General features: G+C 55.4%; 16 protein-coding genes. 6 read left to right on the top strand and 10 right to left on the bottom strand.

The genetic code is table 11. The features are described from left to right. The first annotated feature begins 17 nt into the window (after positions 1–17). Together pflB and pflA are read left to right on the top strand one after the other, a co-directional pair. On the top strand, positions 18–2300 hold the full coding sequence (gene pflB, locus AAZT04_RS04385; protein ID WP_020826122.1) for a formate C-acetyltransferase: 2283 nt from the start codon (positions 18–20) through the stop codon (positions 2298–2300). A 304-nt stretch (positions 2301–2604) separates the two neighbouring features. Further along, positions 2605–3345 (top strand): pyruvate formate lyase 1-activating protein, encoded by a 741-nt coding sequence (pflA, locus tag AAZT04_RS04380; RefSeq protein WP_020826121.1) that lies wholly within the window; start codon positions 2605–2607, stop codon positions 3343–3345. Between the two features lie 52 nt (positions 3346–3397). Here the strand turns inward: pflA and AAZT04_RS04375 are convergent, their stop codons facing one another. The 10 genes from AAZT04_RS04375 to lrp all read right to left on the bottom strand — a co-directional run bounded on the left by AAZT04_RS04375 (position 3398) and on the right by lrp (position 17608). Continuing rightward, positions 3398–4543, bottom strand: a complete 1146-nt coding sequence (locus AAZT04_RS04375; protein ID WP_041414385.1) for an MFS transporter — start codon at positions 4541–4543, stop codon at positions 3398–3400. Positions 4544–4716: 173 nt separating this feature from the next. Beyond that, positions 4717–5334 (bottom strand): Tat proofreading chaperone DmsD, encoded by a 618-nt coding sequence (gene dmsD, locus AAZT04_RS04370; RefSeq protein ID WP_020826119.1) that lies wholly within the window; start codon positions 5332–5334, stop codon positions 4717–4719. Between the two features lie 52 nt (positions 5335–5386). After that, on the bottom strand, positions 5387–6247 hold the full coding sequence (locus tag AAZT04_RS04365) for a dimethyl sulfoxide reductase anchor subunit family protein (RefSeq protein ID WP_020826118.1): 861 nt from the start codon (positions 6245–6247) through the stop codon (positions 5387–5389). A gap of 1 nt (position 6248) precedes the next feature. After that, entirely contained in the window at positions 6249–6866 is a 618-nt protein-coding gene (locus AAZT04_RS04360; RefSeq protein WP_046374000.1) for a DMSO/selenate family reductase complex B subunit, read from the bottom strand. Between the two features lie 137 nt (positions 6867–7003). Next, positions 7004–9457, bottom strand: a complete 2454-nt coding sequence (gene ynfE, locus AAZT04_RS04355) for a selenate/tellurate reductase subunit YnfE (protein ID WP_434679081.1) — start codon at positions 9455–9457, stop codon at positions 7004–7006. Positions 9458–9727: 270 nt separating this feature from the next. After that, positions 9728–11020 carry a serine--tRNA ligase gene (gene serS, locus AAZT04_RS04350; protein ID WP_020826116.1) on the bottom strand — a complete coding sequence of 431 codons (1293 nt, stop codon included), beginning with the start codon at positions 11018–11020 and terminating at the stop codon, positions 9728–9730. 109 nt (positions 11021–11129) lie between these two features. Beyond that, a complete protein-coding gene (locus AAZT04_RS04345; RefSeq protein WP_258089917.1) occupies positions 11130–12473 on the bottom strand; it encodes a replication-associated recombination protein A in 1344 nt (447 codons plus the stop codon). 7 nt (positions 12474–12480) lie between these two features. After that, on the bottom strand, positions 12481–13092 hold the full coding sequence (gene lolA, locus AAZT04_RS04340; protein WP_020826114.1) for an outer membrane lipoprotein chaperone LolA: 612 nt from the start codon (positions 13090–13092) through the stop codon (positions 12481–12483). Positions 13093–13438: 346 nt separating this feature from the next. Continuing rightward, complete coding sequence (locus AAZT04_RS04335) at positions 13439–16993, bottom strand: DNA translocase FtsK 4TM domain-containing protein (RefSeq protein ID WP_434679078.1); 3555 nt, start codon at positions 16991–16993, stop codon at positions 13439–13441. Between the two features lie 120 nt (positions 16994–17113). Further along, complete coding sequence (lrp, locus tag AAZT04_RS04330; protein WP_004928318.1) at positions 17114–17608, bottom strand: leucine-responsive transcriptional regulator Lrp; 495 nt, start codon at positions 17606–17608, stop codon at positions 17114–17116. 660 nt (positions 17609–18268) lie between these two features. On the opposite strand from lrp, the gene trxB reads away from it, so the two are divergent. From trxB to cydD, 4 genes are all read left to right on the top strand, one after another. After that, a complete protein-coding gene (trxB, locus tag AAZT04_RS04325) occupies positions 18269–19240 on the top strand; it encodes a thioredoxin-disulfide reductase (RefSeq protein WP_197820466.1) in 972 nt (323 codons plus the stop codon). An 80-nt stretch (positions 19241–19320) separates the two neighbouring features. Beyond that, positions 19321–20208: a LysR family transcriptional regulator gene (locus tag AAZT04_RS04320; protein ID WP_434679075.1), complete on the top strand. Its 888-nt coding sequence runs from the start codon at positions 19321–19323 to the stop codon at positions 20206–20208. 98 nt (positions 20209–20306) lie between these two features. Then, a complete protein-coding gene (gene gstA, locus AAZT04_RS04315; RefSeq protein WP_434679073.1) occupies positions 20307–20924 on the top strand; it encodes a glutathione transferase GstA in 618 nt (205 codons plus the stop codon). 176 nt (positions 20925–21100) lie between these two features. Beyond that, positions 21101–22867 (top strand): heme ABC transporter permease/ATP-binding protein CydD, encoded by a 1767-nt coding sequence (gene cydD, locus AAZT04_RS04310; protein ID WP_434679071.1) that lies wholly within the window; start codon positions 21101–21103, stop codon positions 22865–22867.

Raw genomic sequence — 22867 nt, 5'->3', positions numbered from 1 at the left:
TTAAAGGTAGGTGTATAATGACCGAACTTAACGAGAAGTTAGCCAAAGCTTGGGAAGGTTTCAGCAAAGGTGACTGGCAGAACGAAGTCAACGTTCGTGACTTCATCCAGAAAAACTACACTCCTTACGAGGGTGATGAATCCTTCCTGGCTGGCGCAACTCAGGCCACCTCCACCCTGTGGGAAAAGGTTATGGAAGGGATCAAACTGGAAAACCGCACCCATGCGCCAGTTGATTTCGACACCAACGTTGCCGCGACCATCACTTCCCATGACGCTGGCTACATCGCTAAAGAGCTGGAAACCATCGTAGGTCTGCAGACTGACGCCCCTCTGAAACGCGCGCTGATCCCATTCGGCGGCATCAAAATGGTCGAAGGTTCTTGTAAGGTCTATGGCCGCGAACTGGATCCACAGCTGAAAAAAGTGTTCACCGAATACCGCAAAACCCACAACCAGGGCGTATTCGATGTTTACACCAAAGACATCCTGAACTGCCGTAAATCCGGCGTGCTGACCGGTCTGCCAGATGCATACGGCCGTGGTCGTATCATCGGTGACTACCGCCGCGTAGCGCTGTACGGCATCGATTTCCTGATGGCCGACAAACTGAACCAGTTCAAGTCACTGCAGACCAAGCTGGAAAACGGCGAAGATCTGGAAATGACCATCCAGCTGCGTGAAGAAATTGCTGAACAGCATCGCGCTCTGGGTCAGATCAAAGAAATGGCTGCCAAATACGGCTGCGATATCTCTGGTCCTGCTACCACCGCACAAGAAGCTGTACAGTGGACTTACTTCGGCTACCTGGCCGCGGTGAAATCTCAGAACGGCGCAGCAATGTCCTTCGGCCGCGTGTCTACCTTCCTTGACGTGTTCATTCAACGCGACATCGATGCAGGCAAACTGACTGAAGAACAAGCGCAGGAACTGATTGACCACCTGGTAATGAAACTGCGTATGGTGCGCTTCCTGCGTACACCTGAGTATGATGAGCTGTTCTCCGGTGACCCAATCTGGGCGACCGAGTCCCTGGCAGGTATGGGCGTTGACGGCCGTACTCTGGTAACCAAAAACAGCTTCCGCTTCCTGAACACCCTGTACACCATGGGGCCGTCTCCGGAACCGAACATGACCATCCTGTGGTCTGAAAAACTGCCTCTGAACTTCAAAAAATACGCGGCGAAAGTGTCTATCGACACCTCTTCCGTACAGTATGAAAATGACGACCTGATGCGCCCAGACTTCAACAACGATGACTATGCCATCGCCTGTTGCGTCAGCCCGATGATTGTCGGTAAACAAATGCAGTTCTTCGGTGCCCGTGCCAACCTGGCGAAAACCATGTTGTACGCTATCAACGGCGGCGTTGATGAAAAACTGAAAATGCAGGTAGGCCCGAAAGAAGCGCCAATGATGGACACCGTGCTGGACTATGACAAAGTCATGGAACGCATGGACCACTTTATGGATTGGCTGGCCAAACAGTACGTGACCGCGCTGAACATCATTCACTACATGCACGACAAGTACAGCTATGAAGCTGCGCTGATGGCACTGCATGACCGTGACGTTTATCGCACCATGGCCTGCGGCATCGCCGGTCTGTCGGTTGCGGCTGACTCCCTGTCCGCCATCAAGTACGCTAAAGTGTCCACCATCCGTGACGAAGACGGCCTGGCTATCGACTTCAAAATCGAAGGTGAATATCCGCAGTTCGGTAACAACGATGCTCGTGTTGATGACATCGCCTGTGACCTGGTAGAACGTTTCATGAAGAAAATTCAGAAACTGCGTACCTACCGTAATGCGGTACCGACTCAGTCCGTGCTGACCATCACTTCTAACGTGGTCTACGGCAAGAAAACCGGTAACACCCCAGACGGTCGCCGCGCTGGCGCGCCATTCGGTCCAGGTGCTAACCCAATGCACGGTCGCGACCAGAAAGGTGCTGTAGCCTCCCTGACCTCCGTAGCCAAACTGCCGTTTGCTTACGCGAAAGACGGGATCTCCTACACCTTCTCCATCGTGCCAAACGCGCTGGGTAAAGACGACGACGTGCGTAAAGCCAACCTGGCGGGTCTGATGGACGGTTACTTCCACCACGAAGCGTCTATCGAAGGTGGTCAACACCTGAACGTTAACGTGATGAACCGTGAAATGCTGCTGGACGCGATGGAAAACCCTGAGAAATACCCTCAGCTGACCATCCGCGTATCTGGTTATGCCGTTCGCTTCAACTCGCTGACCAAAGAACAACAGCAAGACGTCATTACTCGTACTTTCACTCAGTCGATGTAATTGCCCCATCCGGGCGGGAAACCCCGCCCGGTAGTCAAGCTGAAATTCGGGGCCGGATCTTTCCGGCCTTTTTAGCAAATGCACTACCCTGACTCACTCAGAGTCTGTTTTGCCAGATAGCTATACTGAATGGAATTGGTGGATATCCGGCAAAACAGTTATCCGGCGTAATAACCGGCCAACAGGCATCGTTTCACCCCAGTCGTCGGGCCTTGCCCGGTTGCTGCATCGCTGATCCCTGGCTGGCGGTTATGAGCCTACTTTTAGACTGCGTTTGACAGTCAATATTGGAGAAAACCCCGCAATGTCAGTGAAAGGTCGCATCCACTCCTTCGAATCCTGTGGCACCGTAGACGGTCCGGGGATCCGTTTTATCGTCTTCTTCCAGGGCTGCCTGATGCGCTGCCTGTATTGCCATAACCGTGACACCTGGGATACCCACGGCGGGAAAGAAGTGACCGTTGAAGAATTGATGAAAGATGCCGTCTCTTATCGTCACTTTATGAATGCCTCCGGCGGTGGCGTAACGGCCTCCGGTGGTGAAGCCATACTGCAGGCAGAATTCGTCCGCGATTGGTTCCGCGCCTGCCATGAAGAAGGGATCAATACCTGTCTGGACACCAACGGCTTTGTACGCCGTTACGATCCGGTGATCGATGAGCTGCTGGATGCCACCGATTTGGTGATGCTGGATCTCAAACAGATGAACGACGACATTCACCAGAATCTGGTCGGCGTTTCCAACCACCGCACGCTGGATTTCGCCCGCTATCTGGCGAAACGTAATCAACGCACCTGGATCCGTTATGTGGTAGTGCCGGGCTGGTCAGACGATGACAAGTCGACGCATATGCTGGGCGAGTTCACCAAAGACATGACCAACATCGAGAAAATCGAACTGCTGCCCTATCACGAACTGGGTAAGCACAAATGGGTGGCGATGGGTGAAGAGTACAAGCTGGACGGCGTCCATCCGCCGAAAGCGGAAACCATGGATCGCGTGAAAAGCATTCTGGAAAGCTACGGCCACAAAGTAATTTACTGAGCCCGTTAGCTACAACAAAAAACCCGGCACACGATGGCCGGGTTTTTTATGCTCAGGCGGCAGCCAACGGAGTGTGGTGACGATCCGGTTTTCTCAGCAGCATCATCAGATAGACCAAGGCAACGGCAGCAATCATCACAAACAGCAGGCGGTCGGAATAATTTTGCATCAGCAGCGCAGTCATCGACGGGCCAAGCAGACTGCCAATGGTATAGCTCATCAACAATGCCTGGTTCATCGCCACCAGCTCATGCGGCAACGCCTTTTCACAAGCCCAGGACATCGCCACCGGATATAAGGTGAACCCGGCACAACCGAGAATAAACAACGCCGGTGCCATCGCATAGTTGCCAAGCATGGCGATGCTGGCAAGGATCACCACAAACACCTGAATGCGCAGCACCAGCAAACGACCATAGCGGTCTGCCAGACGCCCGACCGGCCATTGCCCGACAATGCCTGAGCTGACCAGCAATGCCATCCAGTAACCCACGTTGGCGTCACTCATGCCCTGATGGGACAGGTACAGCGGCATCAGGCCGTATAGCGAGCCGAGTACAATGCCGGAAATGATACAGCCATTAATCCCCAACCGCGCGCTACGGCGCTTCAACATTGGCCAAACCGCAGCCTGTTGGGGTTCGTCGTGCCGACTGTTAACCCGGGCAAACAGCATCGGCAGCGTGGCACTCAGCACGATGGCCGTGACCCATGGCACCACATTCAACAGTTCGGTCGATACCATACTTAACAGCAGTTGGCCGACAACCGTACCCAGGTAATAAACCATCATATAAGCCGCCAGCAATTGCCCACGGTTAGACAGATTACCGCTCCGCAGCAAGGCGCTTTCGACGATCACCCAGATCCAGGCGCAGCCGATGCCGGCAAAGAAACGCCAGCCCATCCAACTCCAAAAATCGAGCGACAATGCCATACCGGCAGTCGCCACGGCGAATACCACACAGGCAAGATGATAGCTGCGGGTAAAACCAATGCGCTGGATGAGTTTGCCCGCAATCAGCGTGCCGACCAGATTGCCGGTAAAGTAAGAGGAACTTACCATTCCTACCTGCCAGGTTGACAACTGAGCATGAGTCAACCAAAGAGGGACTAGCGTATTCAATACGGCGATAGAGACCGTAAGCAGCAACAAGCCACAGAGCAGCAGGAGCACTGGGCGGGAGTATGCGGACATAGTGAGATTGAAACCGAACGCGCAATGAGAGTGCGCGCATCATGCCACTGGCGATAAAAAAGTCAATCAGCTCTTATATGTATACCGCACAATTTGTATTACGCGGCCTATTTAACGGCGGAGTGGCCGCCGGCGCCTGCGATGTTAGGCACCTGACGGCCATTCATTTTTTATCAGAAATACAGTTCTAAAGATTCAACTTCAGCCGTGCATTCCGCACCCCAGGCACCCAGGGTGATTTGCGCTAATTGGGCCAGTCCCTGATAGAAAGGATGCTGCGCATTGGCTTCCAGCAGTTCCAGATAGCGTGGTGCCCATGGCAACAAATGTTTCGTCAGCAGTTGCTCGACCAACCCGCCCTGACGTTCTTCGGCCAGCCACGCCACCATCATCAGCAAAGTGCCAATATGATCTTCCGGCTCATTGCGATCGTGCTGAGCTTCTATGCCGTTGGCCCGTAACCACTTGCGCAACCGCAGGGTCGAATGACCAAACAGCACGTTCTCTTTGTCCAGATACACCGAACCCCATAATGGCGCCGGTAAGGTATCAGGCCCCACAAACAGACGTTGGTAAGCTTCCGCCAGGGATTCATCCTGTTGATCTTCAATACCGGTCGCAATCAGCGCAGCCGCCTTCTGTAACCGATCAGCATCGCCGTACGGCCACTCTTTGACCCACTCAGATTCAGACAGGGTTGCCAAGAGCTGTTGGCCGTCTTCACTTTCTGGCGGCGCGTACAGCAACACACCCAGTACCCGCCCCGTTAAAGCGATATTTTCAAGCGTCATAAATCAAGGATCCTTTTAAGGGCGCAGTTTATCACTGCGCCTCACTACAATATTAACCGGCCACCGCCATGCCGACGGTCATATGCAGGCCGTAGAACACGCCCCGCCCAACCAGCTCACCGGCGATAACCAGAATCAAACCTAAAGCCATTCCCATCACGCTAGCGTTACCACGGCGCAGTAGCGGGCAGATCCAGCAGCCCAACCCCAGCACCACCAGCACCAAACGCCCAACCATTAATTGGCCGTACTGTGGGATCAGCGCTGATGCCTGCTGTACCGAACTGCTGATGCTGGCCAGTTCGTAGCCTTGCATCATAACGCTCCCCAGACTGACCAGCAGCGCCACCACGCTCAGGGTAGCCAGTGAATGCCGGGTTGTAACGTCCAGCCCCGCAAAACGCAGCAACAAAACGCCCAGCATCGGCCCCCCGATCGGTACCGTCAGGAAAAAGCTCAGCGTAGTGTAACCGTTATGCCAGGTTGGCACCGTATCGATTTGATATACCCGCGTCATCATGTAAACAAAGACCAGGCCCAGTGCCATGGTCACCCACAACCACACCCGACCCAATAACGGCGGTATTTTGCCCAATACCGCCAACAGCCAATAACAACCGCCGACGGCGAAGAACAAGGCGCCAGCGGCTATTTCGTTACTCAATGCCGAAGCGCCAATGCGGTTCAACGAGTTAAACGCCCGCCACGGCGAACCGAGGTGCAGCGTGGAAGCAATGAAAGCGATGCCCATCAACAACCACAGGAAGAACATCGCGCGATGAACTGCCCTGCGCTGCTGTTCGTTCAGGTTACCGCCAATTATGGCGAGCCCCATGACGATAACCCCCCCTACCACACATTGTCCCAATACGGTAAACAACATCAGCGGCCATTCTTGCCATCCCATGCCCATATCAAACCTCCTTTGGATTGGCCAAATAGCCAGTGGTGTCGCCACTTGGGCGGCTGTTGGCATTGGGTTTTACCACCAGGCACGGTCGGGTAAAATGCGCCGCCGGCAAGGGGGCCACCTGCGCCAGAGAGCCATGCTGCTGCCGCAGTTGCTCAATCGGGCCAAAATCCAGGGCTCGCAGTGGACAAGATTCCACGCAGATAGGCTTATGGCCTTCGGCTACCCGCTTATAACAGCCATCGCACTTGGTCATGTGGCCCTTGGTCGAATTGTACTGCGGTGCGCCGTATGGGCAGGCCATATGGCAGTAGCGACAGCCGATACACACCTCTTCATTCACTACCACAAAGCCGTCTTCCCGTTTGTGCATCGCGCCGGTCGGACACACTTTGGTGCAGGCGGGATCTTCACAGTGGTTGCAGGCAATCGACAAATAATAAGCGAATACGTTTTGTTGCCAGCCGTCGCCATCCTGGAACCAATCTCCTCCGGCATATTCATAGATGCGGCGGAAACTGACGTCCGGCGTCAAATTTTTATAGTCTTTGCAGGCCAGTTCGCAGGTTTTGCAGCCAGTGCAACGACTTGAATCGATAAAGAATCCATATTGCTGAGTCATTTGGTCCTCCCTTACACCCGAGGTAGTTGGAGTTGCATCGCGGCGGCAACTAAGCGCATCCCCAGGATGCGTACAGGTAGTACGTGACTGGGGTAAGCGCAGGCGGCCAACAAAGATGCGGCTTCAAGTACGCAGGGTTATACCTTTTCGATTTGAATCAGGTTGGTATGCTGCGGATTACCCTTGGCCAACGGCGAAGGCCGGTGGGTGGTCAGGGTATTCATACAGGCACCATGGTCAACACGGTCACCGCGCATATCGGCCTGATGCCAGGCTCCCTGCCCCATCGCGACAACGCCAGGCATGATCCGCGGCGTCACTTTGGCTTCGACACGCACTTCGCCACGCCCATTAAATACCCGCACCTTGTCGCCGCCGATAATGCCGCGCGACTGGGCGTCCAGTGGGTTGATCCACACCTCCTGACGACAGGCCGCCTGCAACACATCGATGTTGCCGTAGGTCGAGTGGGTACGGGCCTTGTAATGGAAGCCAAACATTTGCAATGGATAAGTGTTGCGCAGAGGATCGTCCCAACCTTCAAAAGTAGAGGCGTAAATTGGCAACGAGCTGATGGTTTCATCTTTTTCCAACTGCCAGCTGTCGGCGATCTCAGCCAGCCTGGAGGAATAGATTTCTATCTTGCCGGACGGCGTTTTTAATGGATTCGCTTTGGGATCCTGGCGGAATTTTTTGTAGGCGACAAAATGCCCATTGGGATCTTTACGCTTATAAATCCCCATACTGCGCAACTCTTCATAACCCGGCAGCAGCGGATCCCTGTCTTGCATTTTGGCGTACAAATGTTGCAGCCACTGTGCCTGGGTACGCCCTTCGGTGAACTTCTGATGCACCTCTGGCCCCAGCCGACGCGCCACTTCACTCAGCACCTCATAGATGCCCTTGCGTTCAAATTTGGCGGGGGTTGCAGGCTGGATAAAGATCAGGTACCCCATGTTGCCGGCATAGTCGTTGGGAATAATGTCTTCCTGTTCGACGGTCATCAGATCCGGCAGTAAAATGTCGGCATATTTGGCCGACGAGGTCATAAAGTTTTCGAGCACCACGATCATTTCGCACTGGGATTCATCCTGCAAAATATCGTGGGTTTTGTTGATGTCGGAATGCTGGTTGGTGATGGTGTTGCCGGCATAGTTCCAGATGAACTTGATCGGCACATTCAGTTTGTCCTGCCCACGTACCCCGTCGCGTTTGGCGGTCATCTCCGGACCGCGCACTATGGCATCGGTCCAGCTAAAACAGGAGATTTGCGCTTTGACCGGGTTTGCCAATACCGGCATCCGCTCAATAGTAATGGTGTAGGTTGATTCACGCGCCCCGCTGTTGCCGCCATTGATGCCAACATTGCCGGTCAGGATAGGCAGCATGGCGATTGCACGCGAGGTCAGTTCGCCATTGGCCTGTCGCTGTGGCCCCCAGCCCTGGCAGATGTAGGCTGGTTTCGCCGTGCCTATTTCCCGCGCCAGTTTGATAATACGTTCGGCCGGAATGCCGGTAATTTTCGCCGCCCACTGCGGCGTTTTTTCAACGCCGTCTTCACCTTGCCCAAGAATGTAAGCCTTATAATGCCCATTTACCGGCGCATCGGCTGGCAAGGTTTTTTCGTCATAGCCGATGCAATACCGATCCAGAAACGGTTGGTCGACCAACTGTTCGCTGATCAATACATGCGCCAGCCCGGCAACCAATGCCGCATCCGTGCCGGGACGAATAGGGATCCATTCGTCCTCACGTCCGGCGGCCGTATCGGTATAACGCGGATCGATAACGATCATGCGCGCATGAGAACGTTCACGCGCCTGCTCCAGATAATAGGTAATGCCGCCGCCGCTCATCCGCGTTTCCGCCGGGTTGTTACCGAACATCACCACCAGCTTGCTGTTTTCGATGTCAGACGTGCTGTTGCCTTCGTTGCTGCCATAGGTATAGGGCATGGCGCAGGCGATTTGCGCTGTGCTGTAGGTGCCATACTGGCTGAGGTAACCGCCATAGCAGTTCATCAGCCGAGCGACCAGCGACGCATTCGGTGACGAACGGGTAATATTGCCGCCGACGATGCCCGAGGTGTAATTGATATATACCGCTTCGTTACCGTACTGTTCGACGATGCGTTTTAGGTTGTCGGCAATGCTATCAAAAGCTTCTTCCCAACTGATGCGCTTGAACTTGCCTTCACCCCGCTTGCCAACACGTTTCATCGGGTAATTCAGACGATCGGGATGATTCATGCGGCGGCGAATAGAACGGCCACGCAAACAGGCCCGAACCTGGTGGTCGCCATATGCGTCCAGTCCGGTGTTATCGGTTTCGACCCAATAGACTTCGTTATCACGCACGTGCAAACGCAAGGCGCAGCGGCTGCCGCAGTTGACCGAACAAGCCCCCCAAACCACTTTATCCTGCGCGGTTTTTTGCACACCTTCGCTGATTGAATCCGCCAATGCGCGGCGACTAAACGGTAAGGCTATACCCCCCACGGCCATAGCCAGCCCGACGATACCACCGGACTTTACCAAGGCGCGACGGCTGACGCCTGCAGACACTTGGCTGTTTTCTTTGTTTTCCGACATAACTCACTCCACGTTTTACCCTGGTATTGATAAACGTCATGCCTTTGACTCAAGGCGGCGAGCAGAGGAGACAGAACTGATGTCTGCTGATGAGCTTGAGTAAAAACCCTCCTCTATAAAGGGATATTACTCAGAAGTGGGTAGTGAACTTTGTCTGCTATCAATAAAGCGGGGGAAGGAGATGAAAGAAAAAGTCCTTTCGAACAAAAGGATAATAATTTTCTTATAAAAAAAGCGCCCGCAGGCGCTTTTCATAGAACAGGCAATAAGTTAGCCGATATATTCCAGGCCGCCCATATACGGACGTAATACTTCCGGTACCTGAACACGGCCATCGGCCAACTGGTAGTTTTCCAGCACGGCAACCAGCGTACGACCGACTGCCAGACCAGAACCGTTCAGCGTATGCACCAGGCGCGGCTTCTTCTCGGTTTTGCTACGGCAGCGAGCCTGCATGCGGCGTGCCTGGTAATCCCACATGTTGGAACAAGATGAGATTTCACGGTAAGTGTTCTGCGCCGGCAGCCACACTTCCAGATCGTAGGTCTTGCATGAGCCTGCCCCCATGTCGCCGGTACACAGCAACATTTTACGGTACGGCAGGTTCAGCAGCTGCAGCACTTTCTCCGCATGACCGGTCAGCTCTTCCAGCGTAGCCATGGAGTCTTCCGGACGGACGATTTGCACCATCTCGACCTTGTCGAACTGGTGCATGCGGATCAGACCGCGGGTATCGCGACCATAAGAACCAGCTTCGGCACGGAAACATGGCGTATGCGCGGTCATCTTCAGCGGCAGTGATTCTTCTTCCAGGATCTCGTCGCGTACCAGGTTGGTCAACGGCACTTCTGCAGTTGGGATCAGCGCGTAGTTGCTGCTGTCGGATTCCTCTTCCAGCGGTTTGGTGTGGAACAGATCTTCACCAAACTTCGGCAACTGACCGGTACCGTACAACGTGGCGTGGTTAACCAGGTAAGGCACGTAGGTTTCCTGGTAGCCGTGCTGTTCGGTATGCAGATCCAGCATGAACTGGGATAACGCACGGTGCATGCGGGCGATTTGCCCTTTCATCACCACAAAGCGTGAACCGGTCAGTTTTACGGCAGCGGCGAAGTCCAGACCACCGGCCATTTCGCCCAGATCCACGTGATCGCGTACCTGAAAATCATACTGGCGCGGCTCGCCCCAGCGGCTGACTTCCTGGTTATCGCTGTCGTCTTTGCCATCCGGCACTGCATCATCCGGCAGGTTCGGGATCGCCAACGCATAATCGCGGATTTCAGTCTGCAACTGATCCAGAGCGGCCTTGGCAATATCCAGCTTGTCACCCAGCTCGTTGACTTCGCGACGCAGCGGCTCAATGTCTTCCCCGCGCGCTTTAGCCGCGCCGATGGATTTCGATCGGGAGTTACGTTCTGCCTGCAGCATTTCAGTTTCTACCTGCAGAACTTTGCGACGCTCTTCTTGAGAACGCAGCAGATCCAGATCGAGTTTAAAGCCTCGGCGAGCCAGTTTGACGGCGACTGCGTCTAGCTCATTACGCAGCAGATTGGGATCGAGCATGCTAATCCTGTGCTTATTGTTATTGAAAGAAAATTTGTTGTTTTATGCGGCTGTTTAAAAGCCGCATAAAGGAAGAGTGGTACCCGCTAACCTTACCGCAACGGCAACGCTAGCGGTAGCGTTTTGTCTGGCTATTTTGATCCTGCTCAGCCAGCCATGCCAGCTTTTCGCCGATTTTACCTTCCAGCCCGCGTGCGGTTGGATGATAGTAACGCGTCCTGGCCATTTCGGCCGGGAAATAGTCCTCACCGGCGGCATAGGCATTGGGTTCGTCATGAGCGTAACGGTACTCTGCACCCAGCCCCATTTCCTTCATCAGCTTGGTTGGCGCATTGCGCAGATGTTCGGGCACATCATAATCCGCCCGCTCTTTAGCATCGCGCATCGCCGCTTTGAAGGCGGTATAAACGGCATTACTTTTTGGCGCGCAGGCCAGGTAAACGATCGCTTGAGCAATCGCACGTTCACCTTCGGCCGGACCAACGCGGGTAAAGCAGTCCCAGGCGGCGATCGCCACCTGCATACCGCGCGGATCGGCATTGCCGACATCTTCCGAAGCAATGGCCAGCAGCCGGCGTGCCACATACAGCGGATCGCCTCCGGCGGTAATAATGCGCGCATACCAGTACAGCGCAGCATCCGGGGCGGAACCTCGCACCGATTTATGCAGCGCCGAAATAAGATCGTAAAAACGATCGCCTTTATTGTCGAAGCGCGCGCTGCGTTCGCCGGAGACTTCTTTCAGTAATTCCGGCGTCAGCACGCGAATGCCTTTGGCGTCGATCTCCGCCATGTCCGCCATCATCTCCAGGCTGTTCAACGCCCGGCGCGCATCGCCGCCCACCAGTTCCGATAGCATGCGGCGGGTCTCTTCCGGCAGCTCGATATTCTGGCCGCCAAACCCCCGGCTGTTGTCCTGCATCGCCTGATCAAGCACCTGGCTGATATCTTCTGCCGTCAACGCTTTCAGCAAATACACGCGGGCGCGGGACAACAGCGCCGAGTTAAGCTCAAAGGACGGGTTTTCGGTTGTCGCGCCAATAAAGGTAATGGTGCCGTCTTCAATGTGCGGCAGAAAGGCATCCTGCTGGCTTTTGTTGAAACGGTGTACCTCATCGACAAACAAAATGGTGCGACGACCGGCGTCACGATTCTGTCGTGCCCGCTCAATCGCCTCACGGATTTCTTTGATGCCCGATGTCACGGCGGAAATTCGCTCGACGTCCGCCTGGCCGTAGCGGCCGATCAGCTCCGCCAGCGTCGTTTTCCCGGTGCCGGGCGGCCCCCACAGAATCATCGAATGCAGTTGCCCCGCCTCGATGGCGCGCGGCAAAGGCTTACCGGCAGCCAGCAGGTGTTGCTGGCCGATGTATTGCGCCAGCGTGGTTGGCCGCATCCGCGCGGCCAATGGCTGGAACTCATTCTGGGAAAAATCGAGCGACATGTTACTCACGCGGACCTCACTGGCGCTGGTCGTCCAGCGTCACCCCCTTCGGCGGGGTAAATTTGAATTTGCTGGCATCAGCAGCAACGTTCTGCTGACTTTTCAGCGCGTAAGAACTGCGCTGACCATCCTGCTCAACCGCAGCAAAACTGCGGATGGTGCCGCTGTTGGTCACGGTAATGGCGAACTGCTTCAGGTTACCGCTGCTGGATTTTGGCGTCAGCTCAAAATCATCGCCTTTCTGTTTAACGTTGTACTGTTTCCAGTCGTTGGCGTTATTGCGGGTAATCAGCATAAATGGCGTATTGCCGGTCGCATTTTTTAACCAGGTCGCGGTGACTTGCTCAACAAAAGGATTGTAGAACCATAAGGTTTGGCCATCCGACACCAGCACGCTCTCGTCCGGCGAGGTCATATGCCAATTAAACAGGTTCGGACGTTTCACCCAGAGTTCACCTTCCCCCTGCTGTACCGCAGCACCATCGCTGCTGGTCACAGTCTGGGCGAAGCTGGCGTGGAAACTGTTCACTTTCGCCAGGCGACTTTGCAAATCCTGCGCAGCGTCGGCCAGCACAGAGGTGGAAGCGAATCCCGAAAGCAGACAACAGGCAACTAACAGTTTTTTCATTATTCCAGATACCTTATGAAATGCGTTTACCGCAAGGCGGTGCCGTGCGGGTCAAATTAACCCTTAACACCCTTACTCTACCCGAAGCTATCCGCAGGCAGATAGGCCAATGTTCTGAGAAGCCGAGGGTTTACGCTTCTTTGCACAAGGGCCGCTAAGCGGCCCTTCAGAGTGCTGACAAAGTCCTCTGTACTCAAAAGTTAGGTTTTATGCACTAATAAAACAAAGGATTATGTCTTCAGGTTTATCCCAAACATCCGAAAACCACGTTTTTCGGGTGTTTGTCATCAGTCTAAAGGGCCGCTAAGCGGCCCTTTATTATTAAATAACAACGACTAAAGCTTCGTCAGTCATGCCGTGGCGGTGCCAGCACCTCGCGGTTGCCGTTGTGCCCCTGCTCGCTGACGATGCCCTGCGCTTCCATCTGTTCGATGATGCGCGCGGCGCGGTTATAGCCGATACGGAACTGACGCTGTACGCCGGAAATGGAGGCGCGGCGTTTATCCACCACAAACTCCACCGCCTGGTCAAACAGCGGATCCAGCTCTTCATCACCTTCCAGACCGCCGCCAGCACCACCCTCACCGTCGTCACCGCCGTTGAGGATACCCTCTTTATATTGAGGTCGCTCACGCGCTTTCCAATCCTTAACTACCGCATGCACTTCCTGATCGCGCACAAATGCACCATGTACACGGACCGGAATGGAGGAGTTAGGGGCCAGATACAACATGTCGCCCATCCCCAGCAGCGATTCAGCACCGCCCTGATCGAGGATAGTGCGCGAGTCAATCTTGCTCGACACGGTAAAGGCGATACGGGTCGGGATGTTGGCCTTGATCAGGCCGGTGATCACATCCACCGAAGGACGCTGTGTTGCCAGCACCAGGTGGATACCCGCCGCACGCGCTTTCTGCGCCAGACGAGCAATCAGCTCCTCAACCTTTTTACCAACCGTCATGATCAGGTCAGCGAATTCGTCGACCATCACCACGATGTAAGGCTCTTTCTCCAGAACCGGCGGCGTGATGTCCATGCTGTCGGTCGGTTTCCAGAACGGATCCGGGATTGGACGTCCCATCGCCTCGGCCTGATCGACACGTTCGTTGTAACCTGCCAGGTTACGCACGCCGAGCGCAGACATCAGCTTGTAGCGACGCTCCATCTCGGCGACGCACCAACGCAAGGCATTGGCGGCGTCTTTCATGTCGGTAACCACGTCCGTCAGCAGGTGCGGAATACCTTCATAGACCGACAGCTCCAGCATTTTCGGGTCAATCATGATAAAGCGCACTTCTTTCGGCGTGGCCTTATACAGAATGCTCAGGATCATGGCATTGACCCCAACCGATTTACCGGAACCGGTGGTCCCCGCCACCAGCAGGTGTGGCATTTTCGCCAAGTCGGCCACCACCGGCTCGCCGGAGATGTCTTTACCCAGAACGATCGCCAACGGCGATGGATTATCGCGAAATGCCGGGCAATCCAGCACTTCTCGAAGATAGACCGTCTGACGTTTAACGTTAGGCAACTCCAGACCGACGTAGGGCTTGCCGGGGATCACTTCAACCACACGCACCGCGGAAGTTGACAGTGAACGCGCCAGGTCACGCGACAGGTTGGAAATACGCGCTGCTTTAACGCCCGGCGCCAGATCCAGTTCAAAACGGGTAATGACCGGGCCTGGTAAAATGTCTACCACGTCGGCTTTTACCCGATAATCGGCCAGGCTGGCTTCGACCAAACGCGCCTTCTGTTCCAACGCGAAGGAATCCACCGGCTCAACCTCTTTCGGCGCTTCGGTCAGCAGATCAAGCGTCGGTAGAGGCGTGGTCGGTTTTTGCAACGGCATATCGTTGCGCATCAGGAACGGGTGGATCAGGCTGTCCATTGCCGGCTGCTGCGGGGCCGTCGGCGCCGGTTGCGCTACAGGCTGCTGATAGGCCGGTGGTTGCTGTTGCGCTGCCGGTTGCTGATAAGCTTGCGCCGGCGGAGTCTGAGGTTGCGTTGGCGGCGCATAAGCCGGCGCGGCTGGCTCAAACTGGCCGAAAGGCACATCATCCTCGCGTTCGCTTTGTTGCTCAATGCGATCTTCAAGCTGTGGCGACAGGGTGAACAGTGGCTCAACCGGGCCATCGTCAACCAAATCATCCATCGGCGAGAAGCCGAACGCATTACGAGTATCTACTGGCGTAGTTGGCTGTACCGAAGGCGCAGCCTCTTGCTGCCCATAGCGCTGATTCTGCTGTTCGGCAAACGCCTGACGCAGTTCGGCCTCTTGCAGAGCAGCCTCATCATCCTGGTTATCCTGCGCGTACTCCTCGCCATAACGTTGGTTTTGCTGCTCGGCAAACGCCTGACGCAGCGCCGCTTCCTGCAAAGCTTCATCGTCTTGATCTGACGGAAGAGCATTGGCATTCGGCAATGGCTCGTCGTCCCCACGGTTACGCTGTTCCTGTTCGGCCATTCGCTGCGAAGGCAGCTTGATGCCGTAAGAAGCCAGTTCACGTCGGGTTGGGATGCGCACCGGATTCGGACGCGGCAACTCAGGCCCCAGGCCTTGTTTGACCTGCGAGTTAGCGTCGCTGGTGGCCGTAAAGGCCGGCATAAAGGTATTGGCGGCAACAGCGCCGGCAGCTGCCGTTGCTGCAGCCTGCGCCTGAGGTTTCACGCTGCCGAACGATGGCACTGCAGGCTCACCGGCACTGAAACCGGCCGGAGCACTGACGTCAGCGCTATCGCGTTGAGCGGCGGAGAAATCAAACGGAGAACGATCGTGCGACGGTGGTGCTGCCGGCGCGTCCCAGTTCCCCATACGCGGTTCGTCATCGTCCTGGTAAGGATCGGCCAGACGCGTTACCTTCGGCGTCGGCGTCTCTTCAGGAATTTCAAATGAATACAGCGGTGGAGCACTGTTTTCCGCTGGCGTACTCATCGGACTCTGGTTCACCGAGGCCGGAGCCGTTGGAGCTACCGTAACCGACGGCGCCTGCGCCACAACCGGGGCTGCGGTAACAGGTTCACGAGCCACCGCTGGCGCGACAGGCGCGACATCGGCATCTTCGTCGTCATTCGTCCGCAGGCCGCTGAGCAATGGATCCTCAGCCTCTTCCGCCGCAATTTTGGCGGTTTCCGTCACCGAAGGCGCTGAGAACAAGACGTCGTCTTCCGCCGCGTTGGCCGCAGCCGCCGTCGAGGCCACAGCAAGCGCTGCCCCTTTCTCTGCCGATTCTGGCTGATCTTCGACATAACGGTCGTCATCGTCGTGATAACGATCGTCACGGCGCGAACGGTTGGTCATAAAAGTGGCCGTCCCCAGCACCACGCCGCCGATCCTCTCGGCAATTACCAGCCATGACCAGCCGGTAAACAGCGTAAGGCCCGCCGCCCAAACGCAAAGCAGCGCCAAGGTTGCGCCAATGCCGTTGAACCAGGGGAGCATGGCGTTGCTCAGCAAACTGCCGATAACGCCGCCGGAGGCAAAGTAATAGAGATCGTCAACGTTCAGTGCCGCCAGGCCACACGAAGTGAGCACCAGCGCCAATGTGCCGATCAGGCGCAGTGAAAGCGCAAAGTAATCGATGTATTCGCCGCTGCCGCGCTGACGATAAGCCGCCCAGCACAACACCAGCATGATCGGCGGTATCGCATAGGCGAGTACCCCGAAGGTGAAGAACAGCGTGTCGGCCAACCAGGCCCCGACGCCACCGCCCAGATTATGAATAGGCTCATGCCACGCGGTCTGCGACCAGCTTGGGTCAGAGGGATTGAAACTGACCAAGGCAGCCATGAGGTAAATGGCAAATATGGCTACCACAATCAACACAGCTTCGAGCAAACGGCGACCGCTGCTGAGTTTTCTCAAGGTAACTTCTTTATCTTCTGTATATTCCTGGCTCAAGAAAGGCTCTCCAGGTTCCTGTTAGCTGACATAGCAACAGCGCCGAGAAGCTTCCCCGGCGCTGAAACTGTATGGATAAACAGGAGTGTAACCAATTTAATCAGGTTTTGCACCTGCACCCTACCGTGTTTTGATAACCAGACGGTTGCTCTGTTTCACTTCTTCCATTACCACGTACGTACGGGTGTCGTTAACCCCCGGCAGACGCAGCAAGGTTTCGCCAAGCAACTTACGGTAAGCGGACATATCCGGCACGCGGGTTTTCAACAGATAGTCGAAATCACCGGACACCAGATGACACTCCTGAATTTCTTCAAGCTTCTGAACTGCTGAGTTGAATTGCTCAAACACATCCGGCGCACCGCGGTTCAGCGTGATTTCCACGAAGACCAACAGGGACGCATCCAGATAATGCGGGTTGAGCAACGCGGTATAACCATGAATAAAACCCTGGCGCTCGAGGCGGCGCACGCGTTCTAAACATGGGGTTGGGGATAACCCCACGCGCTTCGAAAGTTCAACGTTCGAAATACGCCCATCCTTTTGCAGTTCGTTGAGGATGTTGCGGTCGATACGATCGAGATCTTTACCCGGGCGTTTCTTATTGTCTGCCATTATTATTGTCTCTCTTATTTTCTTCCCTGCACTTGCCACACCCTAGCCAACGTCAATGTGTAAGGGCTCGTTCCAAGCGAAGACCCGATGCCTGTCATATGCTTCACTACCATCATTCACCGCTGTGCAGCCTGTCTGTCAAACTCTGCACAAGGTGTTTTAAGCAAGAAGAAAGGTGCCATCCGCTTGCGCGATGTTCCTCCCCTGCCGCACGCAGATCCGGCAACGGCGCAAAATCCTGCGCCAACGCCGCAAATACGTACGATTTACTGCAGGTGGGAGGATAATTTCTTCTTCCTATGATGTTTTCGCAAATGCGCAGCGGATTGTCAAAGTAAAAGAAGCAAAATCAGAAGAACGTACCGTCATGAAAAGTTAGCACCCCGTTTTTAGTTATGAATCGCTGGCTTAAAAACGCCGTGGGCAAGGCACTTAAACCCGCTTGATGTGCTGTTTCCGGCCGTTTGAGTACCAAACGCCCGCAAGCGGCTTCCATAAGTTAAATTGCTGCGTTTTGCGCTCGCTTAAGCAGCAAAACAATAATTAATAGGCAATGACTATCAAACAAATCGTTAACAACATCCCCTGACGCTTTTTTTAATGCCGCATTTTCCCTACAATCGAATCCATTGTCCGCCATTGTGGGAAAAGAGGTTATTCATGGGCACGGCTAAACACAGCAAATTATTGATTCTGGGCTCCGGCCCGGCTGGCTACACCGCCGCGGTTTACGCAGCGCGCGCCAACCTGAGCCCGGTGCTGATTACCGGTATGGAACAAGGGGGTCAGCTGACCACCACTACCGAAGTGGAAAACTGGCCGGGTGATGCCGAAGACCTGACTGGTCCGGCGCTGATGGATCGTATGCGTGAGCATGCAGAAAAATTCCAGACCGAGATCGTGTTTGACCATATCACCAGCGTTGATCTGCAGAACCGTCCATTCCGTCTGTTTGGCGACAGTGGCGAATACACCTGTGATGCGCTGATTATCGCCACCGGCGCATCAGCCCGCTATCTTGGCCTGCCGACAGAAGAAGCCTTCAAAGGCAAAGGCGTTTCCGCCTGCGCTACCTGCGACGGTTTCTTCTACCGTAATCAGAAAGTCGCCGTTGTAGGCGGTGGTAATACGGCGGTAGAAGAAGCGCTGTATCTGTCCAATATCGCGGCCGAAGTTCACCTGATCCACCGTCGCGACAGCTTCCGTTCAGAGAAGATCCTGATCAACCGGCTGATGGAGAAAGTGAAAAACGGCAATATCGTGCTGCACACCGACCACACTCTGGACGAAGTTCTGGGTGACGAAATGGGCGTTACCGGCGTACGCATTCGCAGCACTAAAGCGGAAAATGAAACGCGTGAACTGGCGCTGGCCGGCGTATTTATCGCCATCGGCCACAGCCCGAACACCAGCATTTTCGGTGGCCAGTTGGAGCTGGAAAACGGCTATATCAAGGTGCAGTCCGGCATTCACGGCAATGCCACCCAAACCACCATTCCGGGCGTATTCGCCGCTGGCGACGTGATGGACCACATCTACCGCCAGGCGATCACTTCCGCCGGGACCGGTTGTATGGCTGCGCTGGATGCAGAGCGTTATCTGGACGGTATTGCCGACGCAGAAGTTCTGTAACGGCACAGACTGTCATCCTGAAAAGCGGCTATTTATTAGCCGCTTTTTTTGTATCTCAAACACCATCAGGCGGGTCTTCGATGCAGAATCTTCTCCACTGGCGTCTGTTGGTTGCCATAGCCGACAGCGGCAAGATCACCCTGGCGGCAAGTCAATGCGGCATGACACAGTCTGGCGCCAGTCAGGCTATCGCTCAGTTGGAAGAGGCGTTGAACACTCCGTTGTTGGTTCGGCTGCCGCACAGCGTTGCGCTAACGCAAAGTGGTGAACAGATTGTCAGCCATGCCCGCACCATGCTGGCCGAACTCAATGCAATCCAACACTGCGCGCAGCAGGCGCAAAGCTCGCACGCCGGCAAAATACGCCTGGCCAGTTTCCCTTCGGCATTTGCGCTGTTGTTACCCCCGTTGCTACGCAAATTTCACCGCCGCTTTCCCGCCATTGAACTGGTGCAGTTGGAAGGTACCGATCTGGAGGTCGAAAACTGGCTGGCATTGGAAGCTGCCGACGTGGGCATAGTGTTGAATCCGAAACCGGAACGGCAAAGCCACCCGCTGGGAAAAGACCTGTGGCTTGCCGTGACGGCAACTGCTCATAAGCTTGCCAGAAACCGCCAGCCGATAGATTTCAATGAACTGGTCAAACAGCCGTTTGTCTTGGCTACCGGAGGTTGCCAGCTCAATGCTCAGTTGCTGGCGCAGCAGGCAGGTTTGGCGCTGACGGATGTCCGCGTTACCGTCAGTGACTGGAACACCGCGCTGACGCTGGTACGTGAAGGGATCGGCGTATCGCTGGTGCCCGCATCGGTGATACCGGCCGATACGCCAGGCATTTGCGCCCTGCCGCTGAGCGCGCCACTTTATCGCCATTTTGGCCTGGTTTGTTCATTCGCCGGTGCAAGCTCCGCGCCAGTGCAAACTCTGTTGCACTTTCTACAGGATCATTTGCCGTTGCCCGTCAGTAGCTGAGCTGATACCGGGTTTCTGAGATTCTAATTTTTCTGCCGGCGGCGCCGACGGCATTCTGACGGCCAAGCGATGTCGCTTTTTGCCTCAGGAATATGTCGATGAAACTCTATTTTGCGCCCGATACCTGCTCCCTCTCGCCACATATCGTGCTGCGGGAATTGGATTTGCCGTTCGAACTGATCCGCGTCAATAACCGCACCAAGCGCAGCGCCGACGGCGGAGACTTTTATCGGGTTAATCCCAAAGGTTACGTCGCCGCGCTGATGCTGGACGACGGACAGGTGATCACCGAAGGCACTGCCATCGTGCAGTATCTGGCGGATATGCGCCCTGAGGCCGGGCTGGCCCCACCAAACTCGACCTTCGAACGGGTGCGCTTGCAGGAGTGGCTGAACTTCATTACCTGCGAGATCCACGCGGGATCCAGCCCGCTGTTCAACTCAACCCTGCCGGAAGAGGTCAAAACGCTGTTTCGCGACAAGCTGCAACGCCGCCTCGATTTTGTTGCTCAGACGCTGGACGAACCGGCGTTTCTACTGGGAGAAACTTTCAGCGTCGCGGATGCCTATCTGTTTACCGTACTGCGCTGGATGGATCAGTTTTCCATCGACCTAAAATACTGGCCATCGATAACCCGTTATATGTCGCTGATTAGCCAGCGCAGATCCGTGCAAACCGCCCTGGCGGCGGAAGCAGCCAGTCAAGCGGTGCCCTAATCCTGCTGCCGCGGTCTGTTATAGCGATATTTGACCGCTTTATTATTTTCAGTCTGCCGGGTGAAGAGGTAACATTGACCTTCACTTGTTCGCTTCAGGTTGGGGCAAACACTTTTTTTAACAGTACGTTAACCTTGCCTGTAACAATAGGCACCGGCGACGCAGACTCATATCTGATGAAAAAAACCAGACAGCAGCAATTAACCCGTTGGCTCAAAACTCAGAGCACCCTGGCGCAGCGTTGGTTGCGCCTTTCCATGTTGTTGGGGCTAATCAGCGGCATGCTTATTGTCGCTCAGGCATGGCTGTTGGCCGCCCTGCTCCACGCCCTGATTATCGAACAGGCGCCACGTGAACAGTTGATTCCGTCGTTTATCTGGTTGGCTGCCACCTTTGCACTGCGGGCCGTGCTGAGTTGGCTGCGTGAACGCGTCGGCTTTATCTGCGGACAAGTGATCCGCCAGCGCATGCGTCAGCAGGTGCTGGATAAACTGCAACAACTCGGCCCCGCCTGGATCCAGGGAAAACCGGCCGGCACTTGGGCCAGCATCATCGTCGAACAGATCGAGGATATGCAGGACTACTATTCCCGTTATTTACCGCAGATGTATCTGGCGGTGTTTATCCCGCTGCTGATCCTGATCACCGTATTCCCGATCAACTGGGCCGCCGGTCTGATTCTGTTGACCACCGCGCCGCTGATCCCCATGTTTATGGCGCTGGTCGGTATGGGTGCCGCCGATGCCAACCGACGCAACTTCGTGGCGCTGGCACGCCTGAGTGGTAACTTCCTCGACCGCCTGCGTGGGTTAGACACGCTGCGCTTATTCAATCGGGCGCAGGCGGAAACCGAGCAGATTGCCAAATCTTCTGAAGACTTCCGTAGCCGCACCATGGAGGTGCTCCGTCTGGCTTTCCTGTCATCGGCGGTGCTGGAGTTCTTTGCCTCCATTTCTATCGCCGTGGTGGCGGTCTATTTTGGCTTCTCGTTCCTTGGCGAACTTAATTTCGGCAGTTATGGCACCGGCGTCACGCTGTTTGCCGGCTTCCTGGTGCTGATCCTGTCACCGGAGTTCTTCCAGCCGTTGCGCGACCTGGGGACTTTCTACCACGCCAAGGCGCAAGCCGTGGGTGCCGCCGAAGCGCTGGAAACCTTTCTCAGCGCCGAGGGCGAACAAATGGGCAATGGCACACAAATCCTGGATGCCAATGCGCCGCTTGAGCTGCAAGCACAGGATCTGGAGATCCTGTCGCCCAATGGCGTGCTGCTGGCCGGGCCGCTGAGCTTCACTCTGCCCGCCAACCAGCGCATTGCGTTGGTCGGGTTAAGTGGTGCCGGGAAAAGTTCGTTGCTGAACCTGCTGCTCGGGTTTTTACCCTATCGCGGTTCGCTGCGCATTAATGGTATCGAACTGCGCGAACTGGCCGCCGAAGGCTGGCGCCAGCAACTCGGCTGGGTAGGACAAAATCCGCATCTACCGGCGCAAACGCTGCGTGCCAACATACTGTTGGGCAATCCGCAGGCCAGCGAAGCCCAACTGCAACAGGCCGTGGAGGACGCCTATGTCGGCGAGATCCTACCGTATCTGCCGCTGGGTCTGGATACCGAAGTCGGCGATAACGCCGCGCGCCTGTCCGTCGGGCAAGCGCAACGTGTGGCAGTCGCTCGAGCGTTAATCAGCCCGCGCCGTTTGTTGCTGTTGGATGAACCGGCCGCAAGTCTCGACGCCCACAGCGAGCGGCAAGTCATGCAGGCGCTGAATGCGGCTTCGCATCAACAAACCACGCTGCTGGTGACTCACCAGTTGGAAGATACCGAAGATTACGACCAGATTTGGGTAATGGAAGGCGGACACATCGTCCAGCAAGGTGATTACGCCACGCTGAGCGCCCAACCGGGCCTGTTTGCCAACCTGATCGCTCACCGCCGCGGGGATCTATAA

It is taken from the genome of Serratia sp. Je.1.23.a (assembly GCF_051129805.1).
Classification (GTDB): Bacteria; Pseudomonadota; Gammaproteobacteria; order Enterobacterales; family Enterobacteriaceae; genus Serratia; species Serratia liquefaciens.
Note: the sequence above shows the minus strand (reverse complement) of the source record. Positions and strands in the feature narration are given on the sequence as shown.

What these genes read in the sequence shown, in the direction of transcription:
- pflB (WP_020826122.1), top strand. Translation starts at nt 18, where the DNA reads ATGACCGAACTTAACGAGAAGTTAGCCAAAGCTTGGGAAGGTTTCAGC.
- pflA (WP_020826121.1), top strand. Translation starts at nt 2,605, where the DNA reads ATGTCAGTGAAAGGTCGCATCCACTCCTTCGAATCCTGTGGCACCGTA.
- AAZT04_RS04375 (WP_041414385.1), bottom strand. Translation starts at nt 4,543, where the DNA reads ATGTCCGCATACTCCCGCCCAGTGCTCCTGCTGCTCTGTGGCTTGTTG.
- dmsD (WP_020826119.1), bottom strand. Translation starts at nt 5,334, where the DNA reads ATGACGCTTGAAAATATCGCTTTAACGGGGCGGGTACTGGGTGTGTTG.
- AAZT04_RS04365 (WP_020826118.1), bottom strand. Translation starts at nt 6,247, where the DNA reads ATGGGCATGGGATGGCAAGAATGGCCGCTGATGTTGTTTACCGTATTG.
- AAZT04_RS04360 (WP_046374000.1), bottom strand. Translation starts at nt 6,866, where the DNA reads ATGACTCAGCAATATGGATTCTTTATCGATTCAAGTCGTTGCACTGGC.
- ynfE (WP_434679081.1), bottom strand. Translation starts at nt 9,457, where the DNA reads ATGTCGGAAAACAAAGAAAACAGCCAAGTGTCTGCAGGCGTCAGCCGT.
- serS (WP_020826116.1), bottom strand. Translation starts at nt 11,020, where the DNA reads ATGCTCGATCCCAATCTGCTGCGTAATGAGCTAGACGCAGTCGCCGTC.
- lolA (WP_020826114.1), bottom strand. Translation starts at nt 13,092, where the DNA reads ATGAAAAAACTGTTAGTTGCCTGTTGTCTGCTTTCGGGATTCGCTTCC.
- lrp (WP_004928318.1), bottom strand. Translation starts at nt 17,608, where the DNA reads ATGGCAGACAATAAGAAACGCCCGGGTAAAGATCTCGATCGTATCGAC.
- trxB (WP_197820466.1), top strand. Translation starts at nt 18,269, where the DNA reads ATGGGCACGGCTAAACACAGCAAATTATTGATTCTGGGCTCCGGCCCG.
- AAZT04_RS04320 (WP_434679075.1), top strand. Translation starts at nt 19,321, where the DNA reads ATGCAGAATCTTCTCCACTGGCGTCTGTTGGTTGCCATAGCCGACAGC.
- gstA (WP_434679073.1), top strand. Translation starts at nt 20,307, where the DNA reads ATGAAACTCTATTTTGCGCCCGATACCTGCTCCCTCTCGCCACATATC.
- cydD (WP_434679071.1), top strand. Translation starts at nt 21,101, where the DNA reads ATGAAAAAAACCAGACAGCAGCAATTAACCCGTTGGCTCAAAACTCAG.